At 63.6% G+C, this 21,364-nt stretch carries 19 protein-coding genes; 14 read left to right on the forward strand and 5 right to left on the reverse strand.

What is annotated here, in order from left to right; genetic code table 11:
* From ASC48_RS11965 to ASC48_RS11995, 7 genes are all read left to right on the forward strand, one after another.
* Positions 1–1,353 (forward strand): cytosine deaminase, encoded by a 1,353-nt coding sequence (locus ASC48_RS11965; protein ID WP_055455975.1) that lies wholly within the window; start codon positions 1–3, stop codon positions 1,351–1,353.
* Positions 1,350–2,756 (forward strand): FAD-binding oxidoreductase, encoded by a 1,407-nt coding sequence (locus tag ASC48_RS11970; protein WP_055455976.1) that lies wholly within the window; start codon positions 1,350–1,352, stop codon positions 2,754–2,756. Before ASC48_RS11965 ends, ASC48_RS11970 begins: the two co-directional genes overlap by 4 nt.
* A gap of 84 nt (positions 2,757–2,840) precedes the next feature.
* Complete coding sequence (locus ASC48_RS11975) at positions 2,841–3,428, forward strand: NAD(P)H-dependent oxidoreductase (RefSeq protein WP_055455977.1); 588 nt, start codon at positions 2,841–2,843, stop codon at positions 3,426–3,428.
* 112 nt (positions 3,429–3,540) lie between these two features.
* Complete coding sequence (locus tag ASC48_RS11980; protein WP_050472380.1) at positions 3,541–4,065, forward strand: MarR family winged helix-turn-helix transcriptional regulator; 525 nt, start codon at positions 3,541–3,543, stop codon at positions 4,063–4,065.
* A gap of 213 nt (positions 4,066–4,278) precedes the next feature.
* Positions 4,279–5,187, forward strand: a complete 909-nt coding sequence (locus ASC48_RS11985; RefSeq protein ID WP_055455978.1) for a DMT family transporter — start codon at positions 4,279–4,281, stop codon at positions 5,185–5,187.
* Between the two features lie 97 nt (positions 5,188–5,284).
* Complete coding sequence (locus tag ASC48_RS11990) at positions 5,285–5,812, forward strand: OmpA family protein (RefSeq protein ID WP_082440103.1); 528 nt, start codon at positions 5,285–5,287, stop codon at positions 5,810–5,812.
* 149 nt (positions 5,813–5,961) lie between these two features.
* Positions 5,962–7,050, forward strand: a complete 1,089-nt coding sequence (locus ASC48_RS11995) for a LacI family DNA-binding transcriptional regulator (protein ID WP_082440104.1) — start codon at positions 5,962–5,964, stop codon at positions 7,048–7,050.
* A 101-nt stretch (positions 7,051–7,151) separates the two neighbouring features.
* Here the strand turns inward: ASC48_RS11995 and ASC48_RS12000 are convergent, their stop codons facing one another.
* Entirely contained in the window at positions 7,152–8,333 is a 1,182-nt protein-coding gene (locus ASC48_RS12000; protein WP_055455980.1) for a pyridoxal phosphate-dependent aminotransferase, read from the reverse strand.
* Between the two features lie 242 nt (positions 8,334–8,575).
* Here ASC48_RS12000 and ASC48_RS12005 point away from each other — a divergent pair, with 242 nt between their 5' ends.
* Genes ASC48_RS12005 through ASC48_RS12025 form a run of 5 tightly spaced genes read left to right on the forward strand, consistent with a single transcriptional unit; the run spans position 8,576 to position 13,828 of the window.
* Positions 8,576–9,712, forward strand: coding sequence for a CobW family GTP-binding protein (locus ASC48_RS12005; protein ID WP_055455981.1), 1,137 nt, complete (start codon positions 8,576–8,578; stop codon positions 9,710–9,712).
* A gap of 33 nt (positions 9,713–9,745) precedes the next feature.
* On the forward strand, positions 9,746–10,732 hold the full coding sequence (locus tag ASC48_RS12010; protein ID WP_055455982.1) for a WD40 repeat domain-containing protein: 987 nt from the start codon (positions 9,746–9,748) through the stop codon (positions 10,730–10,732).
* A 31-nt stretch (positions 10,733–10,763) separates the two neighbouring features.
* Positions 10,764–11,282, forward strand: a complete 519-nt coding sequence (locus ASC48_RS12015) for a DUF2937 family protein (RefSeq protein WP_055455983.1) — start codon at positions 10,764–10,766, stop codon at positions 11,280–11,282.
* Between the two features lie 20 nt (positions 11,283–11,302).
* Positions 11,303–12,892, forward strand: a complete 1,590-nt coding sequence (locus ASC48_RS12020; protein ID WP_055456052.1) for a gamma-glutamyltransferase family protein — start codon at positions 11,303–11,305, stop codon at positions 12,890–12,892.
* Positions 12,893–12,919: 27 nt separating this feature from the next.
* Positions 12,920–13,828, forward strand: coding sequence for a LysR family transcriptional regulator (locus ASC48_RS12025; RefSeq protein WP_055455984.1), 909 nt, complete (start codon positions 12,920–12,922; stop codon positions 13,826–13,828).
* Between the two features lie 44 nt (positions 13,829–13,872).
* On the opposite strand, the gene ASC48_RS12030 is transcribed toward ASC48_RS12025, so the two are convergent.
* Complete coding sequence (locus ASC48_RS12030; protein WP_055455985.1) at positions 13,873–14,955, reverse strand: Glu/Leu/Phe/Val dehydrogenase dimerization domain-containing protein; 1,083 nt, start codon at positions 14,953–14,955, stop codon at positions 13,873–13,875.
* 285 nt (positions 14,956–15,240) lie between these two features.
* Here ASC48_RS12030 and ASC48_RS12035 point away from each other — a divergent pair, with 285 nt between their 5' ends.
* A complete protein-coding gene (locus ASC48_RS12035; RefSeq protein WP_055455986.1) occupies positions 15,241–17,091 on the forward strand; it encodes a HoxN/HupN/NixA family nickel/cobalt transporter in 1,851 nt (616 codons plus the stop codon).
* A 17-nt stretch (positions 17,092–17,108) separates the two neighbouring features.
* On the opposite strand, the gene ASC48_RS12040 is transcribed toward ASC48_RS12035, so the two are convergent.
* The 3 genes from ASC48_RS12040 to ASC48_RS12050 all read right to left on the reverse strand — a co-directional run bounded on the left by ASC48_RS12040 (position 17,109) and on the right by ASC48_RS12050 (position 20,012).
* Entirely contained in the window at positions 17,109–17,867 is a 759-nt protein-coding gene (locus ASC48_RS12040; protein WP_055455987.1) for a gamma-glutamyl-gamma-aminobutyrate hydrolase family protein, read from the reverse strand.
* A gap of 83 nt (positions 17,868–17,950) precedes the next feature.
* Positions 17,951–18,616 carry a response regulator transcription factor gene (locus tag ASC48_RS12045; protein WP_055455988.1) on the reverse strand — a complete coding sequence of 222 codons (666 nt, stop codon included), beginning with the start codon at positions 18,614–18,616 and terminating at the stop codon, positions 17,951–17,953.
* 31 nt (positions 18,617–18,647) lie between these two features.
* A complete protein-coding gene (locus ASC48_RS12050) occupies positions 18,648–20,012 on the reverse strand; it encodes a cache domain-containing protein (protein WP_055455989.1) in 1,365 nt (454 codons plus the stop codon).
* Positions 20,013–20,211: 199 nt separating this feature from the next.
* On the opposite strand from ASC48_RS12050, the gene ASC48_RS12055 reads away from it, so the two are divergent.
* Positions 20,212–21,312, forward strand: a complete 1,101-nt coding sequence (locus ASC48_RS12055; RefSeq protein ID WP_055455990.1) for a TRAP transporter substrate-binding protein — start codon at positions 20,212–20,214, stop codon at positions 21,310–21,312.
* The last annotated feature ends 52 nt before the right edge of the window (positions 21,313–21,364 follow it).

The raw sequence follows: 21,364 nt of genomic DNA on the forward strand, positions 1-21,364 counted from the left end.
ATGACCTGGCTGCTGAAGGCCCCGGTGCGCGGCACGGCCCGTTTCCAGCGCGCAAGAGTGCCCGCCTCCCTCCTGCCCGAGCATGTTGCAGGCAACGATCCTGCCGCGCTGGTGCAGGTGGATATCGAGGTGCGCGATGGCCGCATCGGGATGATCCGCCCCTCCGGCGGCCTTCCGGCGGCACCCTGCGGCGACTGCCATGATCTCGATGACGGCATGGTGCTGCCGGGCCTCATCGACATGCACACCCACCTCGACAAGGGCCACATCACCCCGCGCCGCCCCAACCCGGATGGCACCTTCATGGGGGCGCTGATGGCGGTGGGAGAGGACCGCATGGCCAACTGGACGGCGGCGGATGTGCGGGCGCGCATGGAGTTTTCACTGCGCTGCGCCTATGCGCAGGGTACGGTGCTGATCCGCACCCATCTCGACAGCCTGCCGCCGCAGGAGACGATTTCCTGGCCCGTGTTCCAGGAGGTGCGCGAGGACTGGGCGGGCCGGATCGAGCTGCAGGCGGCCTGCCTCTTCGGCATCGACCGGCTGGATGCGAATGACGGCTATCTCACCGCCATGGCAGACCGGGTCTCCCGCGCCGGGGGCGTGCTCGGGGCGGTCACCTACATGATCCCGCGTCTCGATGAGCATCTGGACGCCATGTTCCGCGCCGCTGCCGAACGGGACCTGCCGCTCGACTTCCATGCGGATGAAACCGGCGATACGGGCGCCCGCGCCCTGCGCCACATTGCCGAAGCGGCCCTCCGCAACGGCTTCAAGGGGCAGGTGGTGGTGGGGCATTGCTGCTCCCTCGCGCTGCAGGAGCCGGACGAAATCGGCCGCACGCTGGATCTGGTGGCGCAGGCTGGGCTCGGCATCGTGTCCCTGCCCATGTGCAACATGTATCTGCAGGACCGGCAGGCCGGGCGCACGCCGCGCTGGCGCGGTGTCACGCTGCTGCATGAGATGAAGGCCCGCGGCATTCCGGTGGCCGTTGCCTCCGACAACACCCGCGATCCCTTCTATGCCTATGGCGATATGAACCTGATCGAGGTCTATACCCAGGCAACGCGCATCCTGCAGCTGGACCATCCTTTCGGCGACTGGATCAACACGGTGACCCGGACGCCGGCTCAGCTGCTGGGCCGGTCTGATCTCGGCCGTCTGAAAGAAGGCGCGCCTGCCGACATGGTGCTGCTGCGCGCCCGCAACTGGGGGGAGCTTCTGTCCCGCCCGCATGGGCTGAAGGCGGTGCTGCGCCATGGGCGGACCATCGACATGACCCTGCCGGATTATCGCGAACTCGACCCATTGATGACCAATGCCGTGACACTTGAACGGGGAGCTGCAGAATGAGCGCGCTCGAAAAGCTGAAGGCTGACCTTGCCGGGATTGCCATCGAGGACAATCCGCAGATCGTGAAACAGAAGAGCCGTGATTTCTTCTGGTACTCGCCGGTTCTCAAGCAGCAGCTGGACCACGTAACGGGCGATCTGGTAGTAACGCCGAGGTCCGAGGCGGAGGTGATCAAGGTTCTGAAGGCCTGCTATGCCCTTGATGTTCCGGTGACGGTGCGCGGCGCAGGCACCGGCAATTATGGTCAGGCCATGCCGCTGTCCGGCGGCGTCATCCTCAATCTGGCCGAAATGAACAAGGTGAAGTCCATCCGCCCCGGCGTTGTGGTGGTGGAGCCGGGCGCCATCATTTCGAAGATCGATGACGAGACCCGCGCCCATTCCGGACAGGAGCTGCGGCTGCATCCCTCCACCTACCGCACGGCCACCATCGGCGGTTTCATTGCGGGGGGCTCCGGCGGCGTCGGTTCCATCAACTGGGGCGGGCTGCGTGACCTTGGCAATGTGCTGCGCCTGCGCGTCATCACCATGGAGGCCGAGCCGAAGGTGCTGGAGATGACTGGCCATGACCTGCACAAGGTCATGCATGCCTATGGCACCAACGGCGTCATCAGCGAAGTGGAGATGCCGCTGACGGCTTCTTATGATTGGGTGGATGTGGTTGTCGGCTTTGATGCCTTCATGGACGGCGTGCGCTTTGCCGATGCGCTGGGCAATCAGGACGGTCTGCTGGTCAAGGAAATCGCCCCCATCGCCGCGCCGGTGCCGCATGACTATTTCCTGCGGCATCAGAAATACATCCGCCGCGACCAGTCCGTAGTGGTGGTCATGGTGGCGTCCTTCGCCATGGACGCCTTTGCCGCCTTCACCGCAGCAGACCGGCGCGCCTCGATCCTCTACCGCTCTGATCTGGCGGATGAGGCGACGCGCAAGTCTCTGCCGCCGGCCTATGAGCTCGCCTGGAACCACACCACGCTGCGCGGGCTGCGGGTCGATCCGTCGATCACCTATCTGCAGGTGCTTTATCCCTTCCCCGATCACGTGGAGAAGGTGCGCCGCATGTGTGACCTTTTCGGCGATGAGGTGCCGGGGCATCTGGAATTCGTGCGCTTTGACGGCAAGATCACCTGCTTCGGCCTGCCCATCGTGCGCTACACCTCCGAAGAGCGGCTGAACGAAATCATCCGCCTGCATGAGGACGGTGGCTGCCCGATCTTCAACCCGCACCGGTACACGCTGGAAGAGGGCGGCATGAAGCAGACCGATGAGGTGCAGCTGGCCTTCAAGCGGCAGGCAGATCCCAAGGGTCTGCTCAATCCGGGCAAGATGATTGCCTGGGAAGACCCGTCCTACGATTTCCGCAGTGGCAAGGTGTTCCTCTTTCCGGGGCTTGCGCGCGCCTAAGATGCGGTTCGCGGCCCCACTCCGTTTGACCAGTCATTTGATCCGGCCAGCCTATGTGCTCGCCGGGATGCCGGAGGCATCAAGGTGAAGGCTCTCGTTGTTTATTCGCATCCTGTGCCGGAAAGCTTCAACGCATCCTTGCGTGATCACGTTGTCTCGGAGCTTAAGAGGGCCGGGCATGAGGTGCGGCTGATTGATCTTTATGCCGAAGGTTTTGATCCTGCCATGAGCGCAGACGAGCGGCGCAGCTATCACGATGTGGACAGCAATGTGCTGCCCGTGAAGGCGCATGTTGAGGCAATCCTTTGGTGCGAGATGCTGGTCTTCGTCTATCCGACCTGGTGGTTCGGCCTTCCGGCCATGCTCAAGGGCTGGTTTGACCGGGTCTGGGTGCCGCATGTCACCTTTGAGATGCCGTCCGAACACACGGGAATGCGGCCGAAAATGCAGCATATCCGCAAGATCGCCATCGTCACCACCTGCGGGGCAAGCTGGTTTGTTTCCAAGCTGATGGGCGAACCGGGGCGCAAGACCATCATGCGGGGGCTGCGCGCTCTTTGCGCGCCGCGCTGCAAGACGCTTTACCTCGCGCATTACAGGATGGACAGTTCCACGCAGGAAAGCCGGGACCGCTACGTAAAAAAAGTTGCAAGAAGGCTCGCAAAGTTCTGAGCCGGGGCACAGAGTGTCATTTGACGGTTAAACAACGCGGCTAGGGTGCCGGCGAAACGGCGTCCTCGTCCGGGGTGCCGTGCCCGCCATTTCCACTGCGGAGCGAGCGATCATGGCATTCAGTTACAAGAAGAGCGTCACCTTCCGCCTGCTGCAGGCGGCCAAGGCCCAGCGGGCACGCGCCGGCACCCATCTGATGCGTGCGGGCCTGCATCCGGGGCAGGAGCTGGTGCTGAAAGTGCTGGCCGACAGCGACGGCCGCACCATGAGCCAGCTGGCGCTGGCGCTGGGCGTGCAGCCGCCCACCGTGACCAAGATGGTCACCCGCCTGTCCGCACAGGGGCTCGTCCGCCGCCAGATCTCCGACACCGACGGCCGCCTTGCCCGCGTGTTCCTCACCGATGAGGGGCGTGACCGGATCGAGGCCGTCGACAAGGCCTGGAAGCGGCTCGAAAAGGAAGCCATCGCCGGTCTTGACGACAAGGACCGCAAGCGCCTGAAGAAGCTGCTGCGCCAGATCGAGAAGAACCTCTCCCTGTCTCTCGATGACGATGAAGGCGACGAAGAGCTGCTGGAGCCGGATGAGGACGATGCGCCGAAGGCAGCCGTGATCGCTCTGGCAACGGCGGAAAGCTGAGACCCTTCCCTTATCGGGATCTGGCCCTTCGCACGGTTTGCACGCTCAGGAGCCGCTGATTGGCGGTAGCGGCTCCCTGCAAGGCTGCCATACCAAAAAGGGCAGGGTGAACCGTACCGTTCGGTCTGTTTGTGGGCTTCCGTTCGCCGGGCACTCACTCTAAGGTGTGGGTGGCGCGCCGGTTCTGGCGCGGGCGTTTCTGGAAGAAAATCCATGACCAGCACTCCGGATGGATCCGGCCCGGGGCAGCGTGAGGCGTCGCGCAGCCAGCTTATCGGTATCGGCATGCTCCTGCTTGCCTGCTTCCTTTTTGCAGGCCTTGATGCCACGGCGAAATATCTGGTCCGTGACCTGCCGGCGTTTCAGGTCGTCTGGGTGCGCTTCGTCACGCACATGGTGCTGGCCTTTTTCCTGTTCCGCATCTGGGCGCATCCGGAATATTTCCGCACGGACCGGCCGGTGCTGATGATTCTGCGCGGCTTCTGCCTGCTCGGGAACACCTCGTTCAACTTCCTCGCCATGCGGCATCTGCAGCTGGCGGAAACCATGTCGATCATGTTTGCCGGCACCATTCTGGTGACGGCGCTGGCCGTGCCGATGCTGGGCGAAAAGGTGGGGCCACGGCGCTGGGCGGCTGTCTTCGTCGGCTTCATCGGCGTTCTGGTCATCGTGCAGCCCGGTTCCGGTCCGCTCAACTGGGCGGTGATCTATTCGCTGCTGTCGATGGTCTGTTACGCGCTCTACACGCTGCTGACGCGCATGCTCTCGGCCACCGATTCCACCCTCAGCATGCTGATCATCCCGGCAGCCGTGGCATCTCTTGCCATGGCACCGGGCGGCATTTCCGTATGGCAGTCGCCGCCCAGCCTGTTCCACTGGGGGCTTCTGCTTTCCACCGGTGTTCTGGGCGGATTGGGCCACTGGATCCTGATCAGCGCCTACCGCCGTGCGCCTGCCTCGGTGCTGGCGCCTTTCACCTATGTGCAGATCATCTGGATGATCAGCCTCGGCTACCTCGTCTTTGCTGACCTGCCGGGCAGCTCCACCCTGATCGGCGCGTCCATCGTTGTTGCCTCCGGGCTCTACATTCTCTACCGCGAGCAGATCGTCAAAAAGCATTAGGTTTCCGCTTGCCGGATCTCCCCAGTCTTTTCCATTGACGCTTCGCAGCAGAGATGGTCTGAAACTCCTGCAAGGGGGCGGAGATCGGGGGATTTTCGTGCGGGGATGGGGCTTATCAGGACTGCGGGCACTGGTGCTCGCCATGCCGCTGGCGGGATGCGCGGGGTTTGGCCTGACGGATGCTCAGGCACCGGCAACACCGGCACAGGCGGCGGGATTTGCTCCTGGCACCGAAGAGGAATTCATGCTGAATGCGGGGCGCCGCATTCACTTTGCCGAAGGCTCGGCGGCACTTACCCCTGAGGCCGAAGCCATCCTGATCCGGCAGGCCGCCTGGCTCAATATTTATCCGCAGTGGCTTGCCAAGGTGCAGGGCCACGCCGATGATCCCGGCGGAGAGGCGGCCAACAAGCGCTTGTCCGAACAACGGGCGAAGGCTGTCTTTGACAAGCTGGTGGCGCTGGGGGTGGATCCGCAGCGGCTGTGGTTCAAGGGCTATGGCATCGAGCGGCCGGAGACGGACTGTGATCCGCAGGACTGTGCCCGGTTGAGCCGTCAGGTCACGGTTAATCTGCGCAACGAGTTCGACGACAGTGCGCCGCAGTTCAAACGGTTTGGCCGCTAAGTGCGGCGCATGGCTTGCACTTGCCGCTGATGCCCCCCATGCTGGATAGAACTTGCGATTCAGGGCCTTGCCGGTCTATCAGCCTTTAGTCTGGCTGGTTCCCCGCAAGTGGGCCGGAACTGTTTTGGCGCATGTGAGGGACGGCACGTATGGGTGCAGACACGCCCCGTGACGAAATGGGTGGCGACGGTGACGACACGCCGCGCGGCAAACGGCTGACACTCAGCGACATTGCCGACAGGCTTGGCGTGTCCACAGCCACGGTGTCGCTCGCCCTGCGCGATTCGCCGCTGGTGGCCTCGGCCACCCGCGACAAGATCAAGGAAATGGCCCGCCAGGTCGGTTATATCTACAACCGCTCGGCCGCTTCCCTGCGCACCGCCAAGACGCAGATCGTCGGCGTTGCGGTGCATGACATCATCAATCCCTATTTCGCCGAAATTTTCCGTTCGCTGGAAGACGTGCTGGAAGCGCAGGGGCAGATGGTCTTCATCTGCAACCACCGGGACAATGTGGAGCGCCAGCGCGCCTTTGTGGACGCGCTGATGCAGCACCGCGCCGACGGGTTGATCCTGTGTTCCTCGGTCGGCACCACGGCGGACGAGATCAACCGGCTGACCGACCAGGGCATCCCCGTCACGCTCATGTGCCGTGATGTGGAAGGTGCAAGGGCGCCGGCCGTGCGCGGCGACGATGAGCTGGGCGGTGAAATGATCACCCGGCATCTGATCGCGCAGGGGCACCGCCGTATCGCCATGGCGGGCGGGCGGCGCGGCAGTTCGACCGGGCGCGACCGCAATGCGGGCTGGCGCAAGGCGCTGGCGGAAGCGGGCATCGACCCGGACACGCAGATCGATATTCCCGAACTGATGACCCAGGCCGATGGCCGTGAGGCTGCCCCGCGCATTCTCTCCACCGGCGAGCGCCCGACCGCCGTCATGTGCTTCAATGATCTGGTGGCACTCGGCATGATGCCGGCTCTGCGGCGGGCCGGTGTGGAGCCGGGGCCGGATATCGCCGTCACCGGCTATGACGATGTGGATGGCGCGGCCTCACGCACGCCCTCGCTCACCACCATCGCCAGCCACCCGGATGAAATCGGCCGCCGTGCCGCCGGCCTCATCCTGCGCCAGATCGGCGGCGAGCGCGTGCCCAACACGCTGCATCTGATCCCGCCGGACCTAAAGATCCGCGACAGCTCCCCGCCTCCCGGCGTCCGGCTGGGCAGCAAGCTTTAGCAGGGCTCTCTGCTGTCACCTCCAAGAAGGTAGTGATCCAGTACGCCCTACGTTGCGCTTCATCACCGCTGCGAGTACTCGATCCCTGTGACAGGTTTCCCTCACTCCGGCTTTTCACGCTCCAGAAACTCCCGGATCCGCTCCAGCGCCAGACTGATGTTTTCGCGGGAGTTGGCGTAGGAAAGGCGGATGTAGCCCTCGCCCAAGATGCCGAAATCCGGTCCGCCGATGGTTGCAACGCCTGCCTTTTCCAGCAGCGCGGAGGCCAATGGTTTGGCCTTCCAGCCCGTCGCCTTGATGTTGGGGAAGGCGTAGAAGGCGCCCAGCGGCGTGCGGGCGGAAATGCCGGGCAGCGCATTCAGCCCCTCGACCACCAGTTTGCGGCGGGCATCAAATTCGGCAACCATCGCCGCCACCGCATCCTGCGGGCCGGTGAGAGCCGCAAGGCCGCCGAACTGGGCCGGGGAATTGACGCAGGACCAGCAGTTGACGGCGAGTTTGCGTGCCTTGGTGATCAGGGCATCGGGCCACACCGCATAGCCCATGCGCCAGCCGGTCATCGCATAGGTCTTGGACCAGCCGTCGAGCAGGATCACCCGGTCGCGGACCGCCTCGAACTCCAGCAGTGACACGTGCTCCTGCCCGTCATAGGTCATCTGGCCGTAGATCTCGTCCGAGAGAATGGCAATGTCCGGCCGCTCCGTCAGGCCCAGCACCAGCTTTTCGATCTCGGCGCGTCGGGTGATGCCGCCGGTTGGGTTGGCTGGAGAATTGAGGATGACGAGCCGCGTCTGCGGCGTCAGCAGCGAGAGCGTTTCCTCCGCCGAGAAACCAAAGCCGTTCTCTTCGCGGATCGGCACCGGCACGGGCCGGGCGCCGGTGAACTCGATCATTGAGCGGTAGATGGGAAATCCCGGATCGGGGTAGAGAATGTCGATGCCCGGCGCGCCGAACATGAGGATGGCCATGAACATGGTGACCTTGCCGCCCGGCACGATGACCACATTGTCCGGATTGACAGAAACACCCACCCGCTTGTGAATGTCCGCACTCACCGCCTCGCGCAGGGGCAGGATGCCGGTGGCGCCGGTGTAGCCATGCTCGCCGTCGCGCAGCGCCTTGATGGCCGCCTCGACAATATGCCCCGGCGTCCTGAAATCTGGCTGGCCGATGCCCAGATTGATGATGCTGCGCCCCTGCTGTGCCAGCTCATTGGCACGGGCAAGCACCGCAAAGGCGTTTTCCTCTCCAATCCGGTCAAAGGCGCCGATGGTTCTGAGCATGTCCTCTCCTTCACTTGCGGCGGTTTCACTCCTCCCCGCCCGTTCCGCGCAGGATCAAGGCGGGACGGGCGCCGTGCAAGGGCGGAAGAGCCTCTTTGTGTTCGGCATTTACATTGAAGTGGTGATCTTTGCCTGCGGACTACCTATATTGCCGCCAAACGCATCACCTCTTATGGTTCGCCGCTGCTGCGCCAGTTGCCGTTTGCAGCCGCGATCCGCTTCAGGAAACAGGACTTCACGCCATGAGCACCGATGCCAGCACCGCGTCCAAGCAGATTCCCGTTACCGTTCTCACCGGGTATCTTGGCGCCGGCAAGACGACGCTTCTCAACCGCATTCTTTCGGAGAATCACGGCCAGAAATATGCGGTGATCGTCAACGAGTTCGGCGAGATCGGCATCGACAACGACCTCTTGGTCGAGTCGGATGAAGAAATCTTCGAGATGAACAACGGCTGCATCTGCTGCACCGTGCGCGGCGATCTGATCCGCACCGTGCAGAACCTGATGAAGCGCCGTGGCAGCTTCGATGCCATCATTGTCGAGACGACCGGCGTGGCCGATCCGGCCCCGGTGGCCCAGACCTTCTTCATGGATGACGACGTGCGCGCCGCCTCGCGGCTGGATGCGGTCGTCACCGTGGTTGACGCACGCCACGTGCTGCAGCGCCTTGCCGACACCTCCGAGGCGGAAGACCAGATTGCCTTTGCCGATGTCGTCCTGATCAACAAGACCGATCTGGTGACGCCTGAAGAACTGGCCGCCGTCGAGGCCCGCATTCACAAGATCAATCCCTATGCGGTGCGCCACAAGACCGAGCGTTGCAGCATCGACATTGGCAAGGTGCTGGACCGTGGCGCCTTCGACCTCGACCGCATCCTGACGCTGGATCCGCAGTTCCTGAATACCGGCCATGATCATCACCATGACCATGGGCACGAGTGCGGCCCGGATTGCGGCCATGATCACCATCATGATGATCATGGGCACCACCATCACCACGATCACGGTCATGACCATGACCATGACCATGTTTGCGGTCCGGGCTGCGATCATGACCACCATCACCATGATCGCGATGACCCGCATTCGGTGCGCAGCATTTCGCTTCGCGCCGGCGAGCTGGACCCGCAGGTATTCTTCCCCTGGATCAACCGCGTTACCCAGACCGATGGCGCCAAGATTCTGCGCCTCAAGGGCATTCTGGCCTTCAAGGAAGATCCGCAGCGCTATGTCATTCAGGGCGTGCACATGATCGTTGAAGGTGATCATCAGCGTGACTGGAAGGATGGCGAGCCGCGCGAAAGCCGCCTCGTCTTCATCGGCCGCGAGCTGGATTCTGATGCCCTGAAGCAGAGCTTTGCCGCCTGCGCCGCCTGACGGACAGCCACAAAAGCCATTGAAGGACTGACCGTGCCGACACTTGCTGCGACTGAACTCACCGGCTTTGCCGTCAAGGCCGGGTTCCTGAAGGATATTCCCTATTTCGCCCTCGGCAGCGGCGAGGTGGTGCTGGTGGAGGGGGGACAGAAGACCATCCGCCTGCACTCCGGCGGCCTGCTGGCGGCCGACGAGCGGGTGGAGGCGTCTGGCCACGCCACGGCGCTTGTCACTGGCGGTGACGACGGGCGGGTGATGGAGCTCAGCGCTTCGGGCGAGGTGCGCCAGCTGTCGGAGCGTCCGCGCAAGTGGATCGATCTGGTGGCCTGCGGCCCTTCGGGGGTAACGGCCTTCGCCAGCGGCCGCACCGCCTGGGTGCGGCTTGCCGATGGCACGGAAAAGGAATTCCCGCATGAGCGCGCGGTGGGCGGCCTCGCCTTTGCGCCCAAGGGCCTGCGCCTTGCCGTCGCCCGCTATGACGGTGCGACCCTTTGGTGGGTGAACACGCAGGGCCAGCCGCAATTGCTGGAGTGGAAGGGAGCGCATCTGGCTGCAACCTTCTCGCCGGACGGCAAGTACCTTGTCACCTCCATGCAGGAAGCGGCGCTGCACGGCTGGCGGCTGACGGATGCGCAGGACATGCGCATGACCGGCTATCCGTCCAAGGTGAAGTCGATGAGCTGGTCCGCGAAGGGCCGGTATCTGGCAACTTCCGGTGCCAATGCCGCGATTGTCTGGCCCTTTACCGGCAAGACCGGCCCCATGGGACAGGCGCCGCTGCAGCTCGGCACCCGCGGCGATGCGCTGGTGACCTCCGTTGCCTGCCATCCGAAAGAAGATGTGGTGGCCGTAGGCTATCAGGACGGCATGATTCTTTTGTGCCGGTTCGAAGATAACGCGGAGGTGCTGCTGCGCCGTGCCGCAAAGTCACCCATTTCCACCATGGCCTGGGACCGGGCAGGCGTCCGGCTTGCTTTCGGGACGGAAGATGGCGAGGGTGGTGTCATCGCATTGGAATGACAGGGACTGGAAGGACTGGGGGAGACAGGTGATGATGCTGGCGAGACCCGTTGCTCTGGCTTTCGGTCTGCTTGCAGGCATTACTGCCTCACAGCTGCCGGAGTTTGCTCAGCAGTACCGCCAGCGGCTCGGCGGGGCGATTGATGCCCTGCAGACGGTCATGCTGCAGGCGGCCGAGGATGCGCAGCGCTCCGGCCTTGATGTGGATGGCGCGATTGCCAGGCTCAAGGCCAGCGGTGACCAGCTTGTCGCCGCTCAGGGCCGAAGCCTGGAGGAGATCGGCGACCGGCTGGCCAGCATGCGGGCCGAGCGGGAGGCCTATGCCGGGGCGGATGAATTCGGCCGCCTGCTGGTGTTCCTCACCAGTGCCGACCGGGAATTGGCAAGGCGCACCTATGACGACTTCGAGCCTGCGGTGCCGGTGACGGCGGAGGGCATTCTGACGGGCATCCTGGGCCTGTTTGCGGGCCTCGGCGCCTTGCGGATTTCCGGGGCCTTTCTGCGCGGCCTGTGGAGAATTTTCGGCCCGCGCCGGTCTGCCGCACGCTGATCAAGCTGACAGGAGAGAACATGGACACTGTAACCTCGTCCGGCGGCATGGTCGTTGCGCCTCACATGGCGGCGGCGGAAGCGGGCGCTGAAATCCTGCGCGAAGGTGGTTCGGCTATCGAGGCAATGATCGCAGCGGCTGCCACCATCGCCGTTGTCTATCCGCATATGAACGCCATTGGCGGGGATGGCTTCTGGCTGATTGCCGGGCCGGGGCAGGACCCGAAGGTGATTTCCGCCTGCGGGCCGGCCGGATCGGGCGCGACGATTGCCGCCTATAACCGCGCCGGGCATGGCGCCGTGCCAGCGCGTGGTCCTCTGGCGGCGCTGACGGTTGCCGGAACTGTGGGCGGCTGGCAGAAGGCCTTCGAGGCGGCGGCAAGCCTTGGCGGGCGCATGCCCCGGCGAGAGATTCTGATGAATGCCATCCGTCACGCCAAGGAAGGCTGTGCCGTTTCCGCCAGCCAGCAAAAGCTGACGGAAGAAAAGCTGCCGGAGCTCAAGGATCAGCCGGGCTTTGCCGGCGTATTCCTGAAAGATGGCAAGCCGCTGGAAGCGGGCAGCCTGATGCGGCAGGAGCGGCTGGCCGACACGCTGGACCAGCTGGCCGCCGCCGGGTTCGATGATTTCTACCGGGGCGATGTGGGCGCGGAAATCGCGGCCGATCTGGAGCGCATCGGCGCGCCGGTCACCAAGGCGGATCTGCAGCGCTATGAAGCGCGCATCCGCAAGCCGCTGAAGGTGACGACCAAGGCCGGGACTCTCTTCAATGCCCCGCCGCCAACGCAAGGTCTTGCCTCGCTGCTGATCCTCGGCCTGCATGACCGGCTTCCGGCAGCGCGGCCGGAGAGCTTTGCCATGGTGCATGGACTGGTGGAGGCAACAAAACGGGCCTTCCTCGTGCGTGACCGGGTGGTGACCGACCCGGACCGCCTGCCGGAGCCGGTGTCGCCTTTCCTGGAAGACGCCTGGCTGGACCGCACAGCCTCTGAAATCAGCGCGAGCCGAGCACTTGAGTGGCCGGTGAAATCCGCGCATGGCGACACCGTCTGGATGGGCGCCATCGACGCAAAGGGTTGCGCCGTTTCCTTCATTCAGTCGGTCTATTGGGAATTCGGGTCCGGCTGCGTGCTGCCGCGCACCGGCATCATCTGGCAGAACCGCGGAGCGAGTTTTTCGCTGCATCCGGAAGCGCTCAATGCGCTGGAGCCGGCGCGGCTGCCGTTCCACACGCTCAATCCGGCGATGGCACGGCTTTCCGATGGGCGGCTTGTCACCTATGGAACCATGGGCGGCGAAGGCCAGCCGCAGACGCAGGCCGCGATTTTCGTGCGCCATGTGCTGAACGGCATGGCGGTGGGTGAGGCCATCGATGCGCCGCGCTGGCTGCTGGGCCGCACATGGGGCGATGCCAACACCTCGCTCCGGCTCGAATCACGCTTTGACCCGGATCTGGCCGAAGAGCTGAAACGGGCGGGTCATGACGTGGTTGTGATGAATGAGGCCTATTCCGATACCATGGGCCATGCGGGCATGATCGTGCGCGGCTCGCGCGGCGGCCTTGAGGGGGCGCATGATCCGCGCTCGGACGGCGGAGCGGCGGCGGCCTAGGGCGCGCACCGGAAGGAGAGACGGCATATGGACGCCATCACGCGCATGCGCTGCTTCATTCAGGTGGTGGACAGCAACGGCTTTTCCGCTGCTGCCCGCGAAATGGGCCGCTCCAAGGCGCTGGTGTCCAAATATATCGGCGAGCTGGAAGACGAACTGGGCGTCCGGCTGCTCAACCGGACCACACGGCAGATCTCGCTGACCGAAGTGGGCGAAGCCTATTACAAGGAAGCCAGCGACATCCTGCAGCGCATTGATGACCTGCAAGCTTCCGTCCAGTCCACCCATCACGAGGCGCGCGGGCGCCTGCGCGTTTCGGCCCCCCGCTCCATGGGTGATGGCTTCATCAATCAGGCGATCATGGAATTTCTGGTGGCAGAACCGGCCATCACCATCGACCTGCGGCTGGATGACCGGTTTGTCGATCTGGTGGAAGAAGGCTTCGACCTCGCCATCCGGGTGACGGATCTGGAGGATTCCAGCCTGATCGCCCGCAAGATTTCCCCCGTCCGCACGGTGGTCTGTGCAACGCCGAAGGTGCTGGCTGACCATGGCACGCCGAAGCACCCTTCAGAACTCTCCAACATGCCCTGCATCGTGGACACGAATTACCGGTTCAAGTCGAACTGGATCTTCATGGACAAAGGGGACCGGGTGACGGTGCCGGTGAAGGGCCGGATCGAGGTCAACAGCGCCTCTGCCGCCCGCGATGCCGCCATGTGCCATCTGGGCTTTCTGCGCACGCCGATGATGTTCGTCTACAACGACATCAAGGCAGGCGCATTGCAGATCGTGCTGGAAGACTACGAGCATGACGGCCCGGCGATCTACGCCGTCTACCCTCACCGCCGCCATCTGTCGGGGAAGGTCAGGTCCTTCGTCGATTTTCTGACCGCCTGGTTTGCTGAGAAGCGCAAGACGGGCAAGAGCTGCTGAAGGGGGCAGCGCGGAGAAGATCTACTCCGCGCTGCCCCAGCCTCTCACTTGCCGGCAGCCGCAAGCCGTTCTTCGGCGAGGCGGTCTGCGACGGTTTCCGGGGGCAGGCCCTCGGCCTCCGCACGCTGGAAGATGCGGGTGAGGGTGGTGCCGATGGCGAGTGTCTTTTCCAGCACCAGAGCGTCATCACCGCCGGGCGTTGCCAGAGCGATGGAAATGACACCGCCTGCGTTGATCGCATAATCCGGCGCATAGAGAATGCCGCGGTCCTTCAATGCCTGACCATCTGCGGGGGTGGCGAGCTGGTTGTTGGCGGCACCGGCGACGATCTTTGCCTTGATCTGCGGAATGGTGACGGCATTCAGCACCGCGCCAAGGGCGCAAGGGGCATAGACATCGGCCTCCACTGCATGGGCCTCTGCCGGAGAGACAGCCACCGCCTCCAGTTCCGCCACGGCCCGGTCCACGGCCGGCTGGTGAATGTCGGAGACGATCAGCCGGGCGCCGGCGGCCTTCAGCTGGCGCGCCACATCGAAGCCCACATGGCCGAGGCCCTGAACCGAAACGGTGCAGCCGCTCAGGCTGTCCGTGCCGTTGACATAGGCGAGGGCGGCGCGGATGCCGGCGAAGACGCCAAGCGCCGTATAGGGGGACGGATCGCCAAGCCCGGTGGCACGGGTGCCGCGCACATGCGCTGTCTCGCGGGCCACGTCCTCCATGTCCTCAGCCGAAACGCCCACATCTTCTGCCGTGATGTAGGAACCGTTCATGCGGGCGACATGGCGGCCGAAGGCGCGCATCAGGGCTGGCGTCTTGTCCTTGCGCGGATCGGCGATGATCACCGCCTTGCCGCCGCCCAGATCGAGCCCGGCGAGGGCGTTCTTGTAGGTCATGCCGCGCGACAGGCGCAGGGCGTCCCGCAGGGCGTCCTCCGTTGTGGCATAGGGCCAGATGCGGCAGCCGCCAAGGGCGGGACCGAGGCGGCTGTCGTGAACGCAGAGAATGGCGCGCAGGCCGGTTTCCCGGTCATGAGCAAACACCACCTGCTCGTGGCCGGAAAACTCGGGATGGTCGAAAGCTGTCATCCCTTGCGTGGAAAAGGGAGCGGTGCGGGACGGGGCGTTCATGGTCCTCTCTCTCATGCCAAGTCTTGCGATGCCGGCGATCAGGCCGTTTGATGAAAAGTTGATGAGGGAGAAAATGTCTGATCTGCATGGAAATTTGTGACCGATCTTGCGCCATAAGTCGCCTGATGGGGAAATTTCTCTCAAAAATGAATTCTGAAAGGATGAAAAACGCCAATTCCCTTTCTGCGGCGCAAAAGACGCTTGCGGAAGGTCACCTTCCTGCCCCCTTCTCAGGGCAATGAGCCGTGCCGGAATCACGCCCCAACGAGAATGGAATCACCACGAATGTCTGCCGCTGTGAGCCCCACCGTCTTTCTGCACCGGGCCTTTGTGCTGCTGTGCTGTGCGGCCATGCTGATTTCCATGTGGCTGCTTGCGGGCGGGACTGCATCCGCACATCCGCACGTGTTTGTCGAAGCCCGCACCAAACTGGTGGTAAATGACGATGGCCTTGCCACGGCGGTGGACCAGGTTTTCCGCTTTGATGATGCCTATACGGCCTTCGCCATCCAGGGTTTCGACACCAACCGTGACGGCATCTTCAGCCGGGAGGAACTGGCGGAGCTGGCCAGGGTCAATGTGCAAAGCATGGAGGAATTCGGCTTTTTCACCTTCGGTGACAACTCCAGGGTGGAACTGGATTTCGCCATGCCGGAAGTCTACTGGCTGGAAGTGGTGGAGGTTCCCCTCACCGAATACTGGGCGATGAAGCAGGAGGATATCGCGGCGATCAAGGAAGATGCCGAGCGCACCGGCAGGCCGATGATGACCACGGTGAAGCTGCTGGAACTGCACTTCCTGCTGCCGCTGAAAGAGCCGACGGACCTCGCCAAAACGATCACGCTCGATGTCTATGACCCGACCTATTACGTCGATTTCCGTTTTGCCAAGAATCCCGATGCCACGGGGCTGATCAATGCTCCGGCCTCCTGCACGGTGACCCGCAAGGAGCCGCCTCCGCTTGATCCTGCCGTCGCATTGGCCCTTGCTCAGGTCGGGGCCGATCAGCGGGAGCTGCCGCCGGAACTGGCGGACGTTGCTGCCGGCCTCGTCAATCAGATGATCGTCAATTGCGGGCCGGGAGAGGCAGCAGTTACTGCGTCCAAGCCGCCGTTCCCGCCGGTGACGCCGCTTAATGGCCAAATTCAGGGCGAGGGCCAGACGGCAGGTACGGACACCGCAGGCGCTCCGCCTTCGGACCGTCAGGCGGATGCTGCCTCCCAGATGCCGCCTGCGCCCATGGAAGGCGTTCCCTCTGCGGCGCTGAAGAGCAATGCGCTGGTCGGCAGCTTCTTTGCGCAAATCGCCCGCTATCAGACCGAATTCTACCAGAAGCTCATTTCCGCGCTGCGCAGCTTCCGCAACAGCCCGGATGCGGGCTGGCTGCTGGCTTTCCTCTCCTTCGCCTATGGCATTTTCCATGCGGCAGGCCCGGGTCATGGCAAGGCGGTGATCTCGTCCTATGTGCTGGCCAGCGAAGACACGCTGAAGAAGGGCATCCTGCTCTCCTTCGCCTCGGCCTTTACGCAGGCCCTGACCGCCATACTGATCGTCTGCGGCGTTGCCGTGGTCTTCAACCTCACCTCCATTGCCATGCAGCAGACTGCCCGCTGGCTGGAGATCGCCTCCTATGTGATGGTGATGGCCATGGGCGCCTGGCTGCTCTGGGTCAAGGCTTTCCGCCCGATGCTGCTGGGGGCACCTGCCGGGCATGATCATGTGCATCTGCCGGGCGAGGATGGCGCCTGCGGCACCTGTGGCCACGTGCATGCGCCCACCGCGGAGATGGCCGCCGGGCGGCTGACGCCGGGCCGTGCGCTGTCGATCATTCTGGCCATTGGCCTCAGGCCCTGTTCGGGCGCGCTGATCGTGCTGGTCTTCGCGCTGTCGCAGGGCATGATCCTGGCCGGCATTGCCTCGACGCTGGCCATGGCCGTTGGCACGGGCATTACCGTTTCGCTGCTGGCCACGCTGGCCGTCGGGGCCAAGGGGCTGGCGGCGCGCCTTGCAGGGGCCGATGGGGTATGGGCCTACCGGGTGCACCGGGGCATCGAGATTGCTGCCGCCGCTGCCGTGTTCCTGCTGGGGCTCACCCTGTTGATTGCCATGACCGGCTGGGGTTCCGTCCCAGCCTGATCAGGCTGATGTAAGCCTCAGCTATCGCCGCGCTTGCGGCGGTAGGCCTCCACGGCTTCACCAAAGGCGGCAAAGAGCTTCTGCGAAGGCGTGTCGCAACTGACCCAGTATTCCGGGTGCCACTGGGTGCCGATGGCAAAGTTGCGCGCGCCCTCCACCGAGACCGCCTCGATGGTGCCATCCTCGGCCGTGGCCTCCACCACCAGCGACTGACCCAGCGCGCCAAGGCCCTGCCGGTGCAGGGAGTTGACCTTGAACTGTGCCGTGCCGATGACTGCTTCAAGCTGTCCGCCTGCGCGCGCGTCAACGCTATGGGCGAGAGCGAAGCGCTCTTCCTGCTTTTCGGATACGGGTGCGCGGTGGTCGTTGCGCCCGTCAAGCTCCTGGATCTCGGTGAGCAGGGTGCCGCCAAAGGCGACATTCAGCTCCTGCATGCCACGGCAGATGGCAAAGACCGGCAGGCCCTTTTCCAGAGCCCGGCGCAGCAGCGGCAGGGAGGTGGCATCACGGTCCGGGTCATAAGGCCCGTTTTCTTCCGTCGCCTCGCCGCCATAGAGATCGGGGTTGACGTTGGAGCGCGAGCCGGTGGCCAGCACCCCGTCCACCCGGTCCAGCACCGCGTCAATGTCGAGGGCGCTGCCGAGGGAGGGCAGGATCAGGGGAATGGCACCAGCGCCATTCAGTACGGCCTCAAGATAGGTGGAGGGCGCTGCATGCCAGCGGTAGCCGTCAACGGGCTTTACATCGGCGGTGACAAGAACAATCGGCTTGGACATTCGAGGCTTTGGACCCTTTGGCCGCTAAACGGGATGGGCTGCAAGGTTTGCACGAAGACCACACCGCCGCCAAGGGGGCAGTATCACACCAGCCTCAGTTCCTGGGCGATGCGGTAGAGATGGGCGGCGTTGCCGCTGCCGACCTTGTCGCGGATGTTGAGCCGGTGCGATTCGACCGTGCGCACGCTGATGCCCAGATGCACCGCGATTTCCTTGTTGGCCTGTCCGCGGGCGACCCCTTGCAGCACTTCGCGCTCGCGCTCCGTCAGGCCATAGGGGTTGGTTGGCGAAGGGGAGGGCTTGTTCTCCATCAGCGCCGGTCCGACGCGGGAGGAGAAGTAATAGCCGCCGTCCGCCACGGCGAGAATGGCGTTGATCATCTCCTTCGCGGAGATGTCCTTGAGCAGATAGCCCCTGGCCCCGGACTGCATCACACCGCGCACATATTCCGGGTTGTCATAGATCGACAGGACCAGAACGCTGATCATCGGATGTTTGCGGCGGATGGTTTCGGTTGCTTCCAGCCCGTTGAGGCCCGGCATGGAAATATCCATCAGGATGATATCGGGCCTAAGCGTTTCGGCCAGCTGCACGGCCATGCGCCCGTCGGTGGCCTCGCCCACGATCTCGAAGGGGGCGACGCCTTCCAGCCGGGCCCTGATGCCTGCACGCACCAGTTCATGGTCATCCGCCAGCAGCACGCGCACCTTGCGCGGCAGGTCGTCCTCGCGGGCTTGCGGGCTGGTCATGCACTGTGTCTCCTCATCTGCCGGGCGTGGTTCACGCCGCTGTCCGGTTCTCCTCCGGCAGCATGGGCATGGTCACCCGGATCATGGTGCCCCGGGCACCCACCCGCGACATTACCATGGTGCCGCCATGTGTCTCTATCCGTTCACGCATATTGCGTATGCCCAGTCCTCCAAGCTGCGGCAGAGGCAGGGGAATGCCCACGCCATCGTCCTGGATCGTCAGGGTCAGCGCCCGCTCTCCCGCCACCAGCCGGATGCTGACATATGCCGCGGCCGAGTGCCGTGCCACATTGGTCAGCGCCTCCTGCACCACCCGGTACAGTGCGGTCTTGGCCGAATCCGGCAGGCGGCTGCGGCAGCGGTCGGCGGAAATCTCGACGGTGATGCCGGACTGCGCCTCGAAATCCTTGGCAAGGCTTGTGAGGGCTGCGGACAGGCCCATGTCGTCGAGAATGCTCGGGCGCAGATCCTTGGAGATGCGCCGCACCTCGCCAATCGCCTCATCCAGAATGCGCAGGCAGCGCTCGGCCTGGGTCTGCATTTCGCCGCTGCCGGGGCTGCGGGAATGCAGCATCTCGATGCCATAGCGCACGGAGACGAGCAGCTGGGAGATGCTGTCATGCAGCTCGCTCGACACGCGCTTGCGCTCCTGCTCCTGCACATCGACGATCCGGTGGGTCAGTTCCTTCAGCTTGCCGTCGGCGAATTTCTGCTCCGAGAAACTGACCGTGGCCACAGCGGTCAGGCTCAGGAGGATGGCGACCATGGTGATGAGGAAGATCACCAGCACCGTCTGCTGCACGTTGGCGGTGAAATCGGCACGGACGAGGGCCACTTCCCGGGCGATGTCGTCAATGTAGAGGCCGGTGCCGACCATCCAGCCCCACTTGTCCAGCATCACGGCATAGCCAAGCTTTTCGGCATTCATGCCGGCGCTCGGCTTGTCCCAGACATAGCGGTGAAAGCCGCCGCCTGCCTCGGCTGCGGCCATGAGATTGCGGATGACGTAATCGCCTTCCGGATCCTGCAGATCCCACCATTTGCCGCCGACAAGATTGGCCAGTTTGGGATGGACGATGTTGGTGCCGTCGCGCAGATAGACGAAGAAATAGCCGTCTTCGCCGAAGGTGATGTCGTTGAGGATGCGTTTTGCTTCCGTTTGTGCCGCCTCGCGCCCGCCATGCTCCTCCTCATAAAGCTTCCGGATGGAGGTTAGGGCAAGGGATATGGCGTTCTGCACCTCCTGCCGCTTGCTGGACAGGATACGCTCCTCGACAGCATGGGTCTGGGCCTCGATCAGGCGCGAGGCCTGAAAGAAGGTGATGCCGCCAATCAGCCCCGAGACAGCTACAAGGGGCAGGATGGTGATGAGGAGCAGTTTTGTTTTGAATGTCACCGGTGGCCCCCTGCATTCCGAAAGTGATCCGTTTCCGGCAATAAAATTGCCGGAAAGCAGCGTCTTTTCAGTAGTACTACGGAAAAGATGCGCAGAAACACGACTAGCGCCTCATTCAAAGGATCACCTAGACACAGACAGGTGTCAGTGCAAGGCTTCAAAGTGGCCGAGCACTCGCCATATCTGGGAGGATATCGTTATGGATCGTCGTTCGTTTATCAAGAAGGCTGGTATTGGTGCTGGCGGTATTGCCGCTGCAACCACGCTTGCCGCTCCGGCAATTGCGCAGTCCCGCACCGACATGGTGATCGTTTCCACCTGGCCGCGCGACATGCCGGGCCTTGGTGTTTCCGCGCAGCGCCTGGCGGCTCGTATCGCCGAACTGACCGAAGGCCGCATCAACGTTCAGTATTTCGCCGCCGGTGAGCGCGTCGGTGCATTCGATGCCTTCGACGAAGTGGCTTCGGGCAACGCACAGGCCTATATCGGCGCCGACTATTACTGGAAGGGCAAGCACCCGGCCTGGTCCTACTTCACGGCTGTTCCCTTCGGCCTGACCTACGCCGAAATCGACGCCTGGATCAAGGTTGGCGGCGGCCAGGAACTGTGGGACGAACTGGCTGACCAGTTTGGCCTGAAGAACTTCAACGCCGGCAACACCGGTGTGCAGATGGGAGGCTGGTTCAACAAGGAAATTGAAACCGCCGACGATCTCAAGGGCCTGAAGATGCGCATTCCGGGCCTTGGCGGCGACGTCATGGCCAAGCTGGGTGCCTCGCCGGTGTCCCTGCCGGGCGGCCAGATCTATGAAAACCTCGTCTCCGGCGCCGTGGATGCCACCGAGTGGGTCGGCCCGTGGAACGACTATTTCATGAAGTTCTACGAAGCCGCCAAGTACTACTACTATCCGGGCATGCATGAGCCGGGCTCCATGCTGGCGCTGGGCTGCAACAAGTCCTGGTTCTCCAAGCTGTCAAAGATCGACCAGTTGATCGTCGAAGCGGCCTGCAACGAGGAAAACGCTTTCTCGATGGCGGAAGCCAACGGCTTCAACGGCGCCTATCTCGACAAGCTCATCAATGAGCATGGCGTGGTGCTGAAGCAGTTCTCCGACGAAGTCTATGACGCCTTTGGCGATGCAGCGGCTGAAGTGTTCGAGGAAACCATCCAGCACGGCGACCTGACCAAGCGCGTTCACGAGAGCTTCGTGAAGGCCCGTTCGGAAGTGGGGCGCTGGATGCTTCTGGCTGACACCGGCTACACGGTGCAGCGCAACCGCGTGCTCGGCATCAGGGTCTGACCGCCACTGGCGTCCACCTGACCGGGGGGCGGGGCTAGCCCCGCCCCCCTTC

Source organism: Pannonibacter indicus (assembly GCF_001418225.1).
Lineage (GTDB): Bacteria > Pseudomonadota > Alphaproteobacteria > Rhizobiales > Stappiaceae > Pannonibacter > Pannonibacter indicus.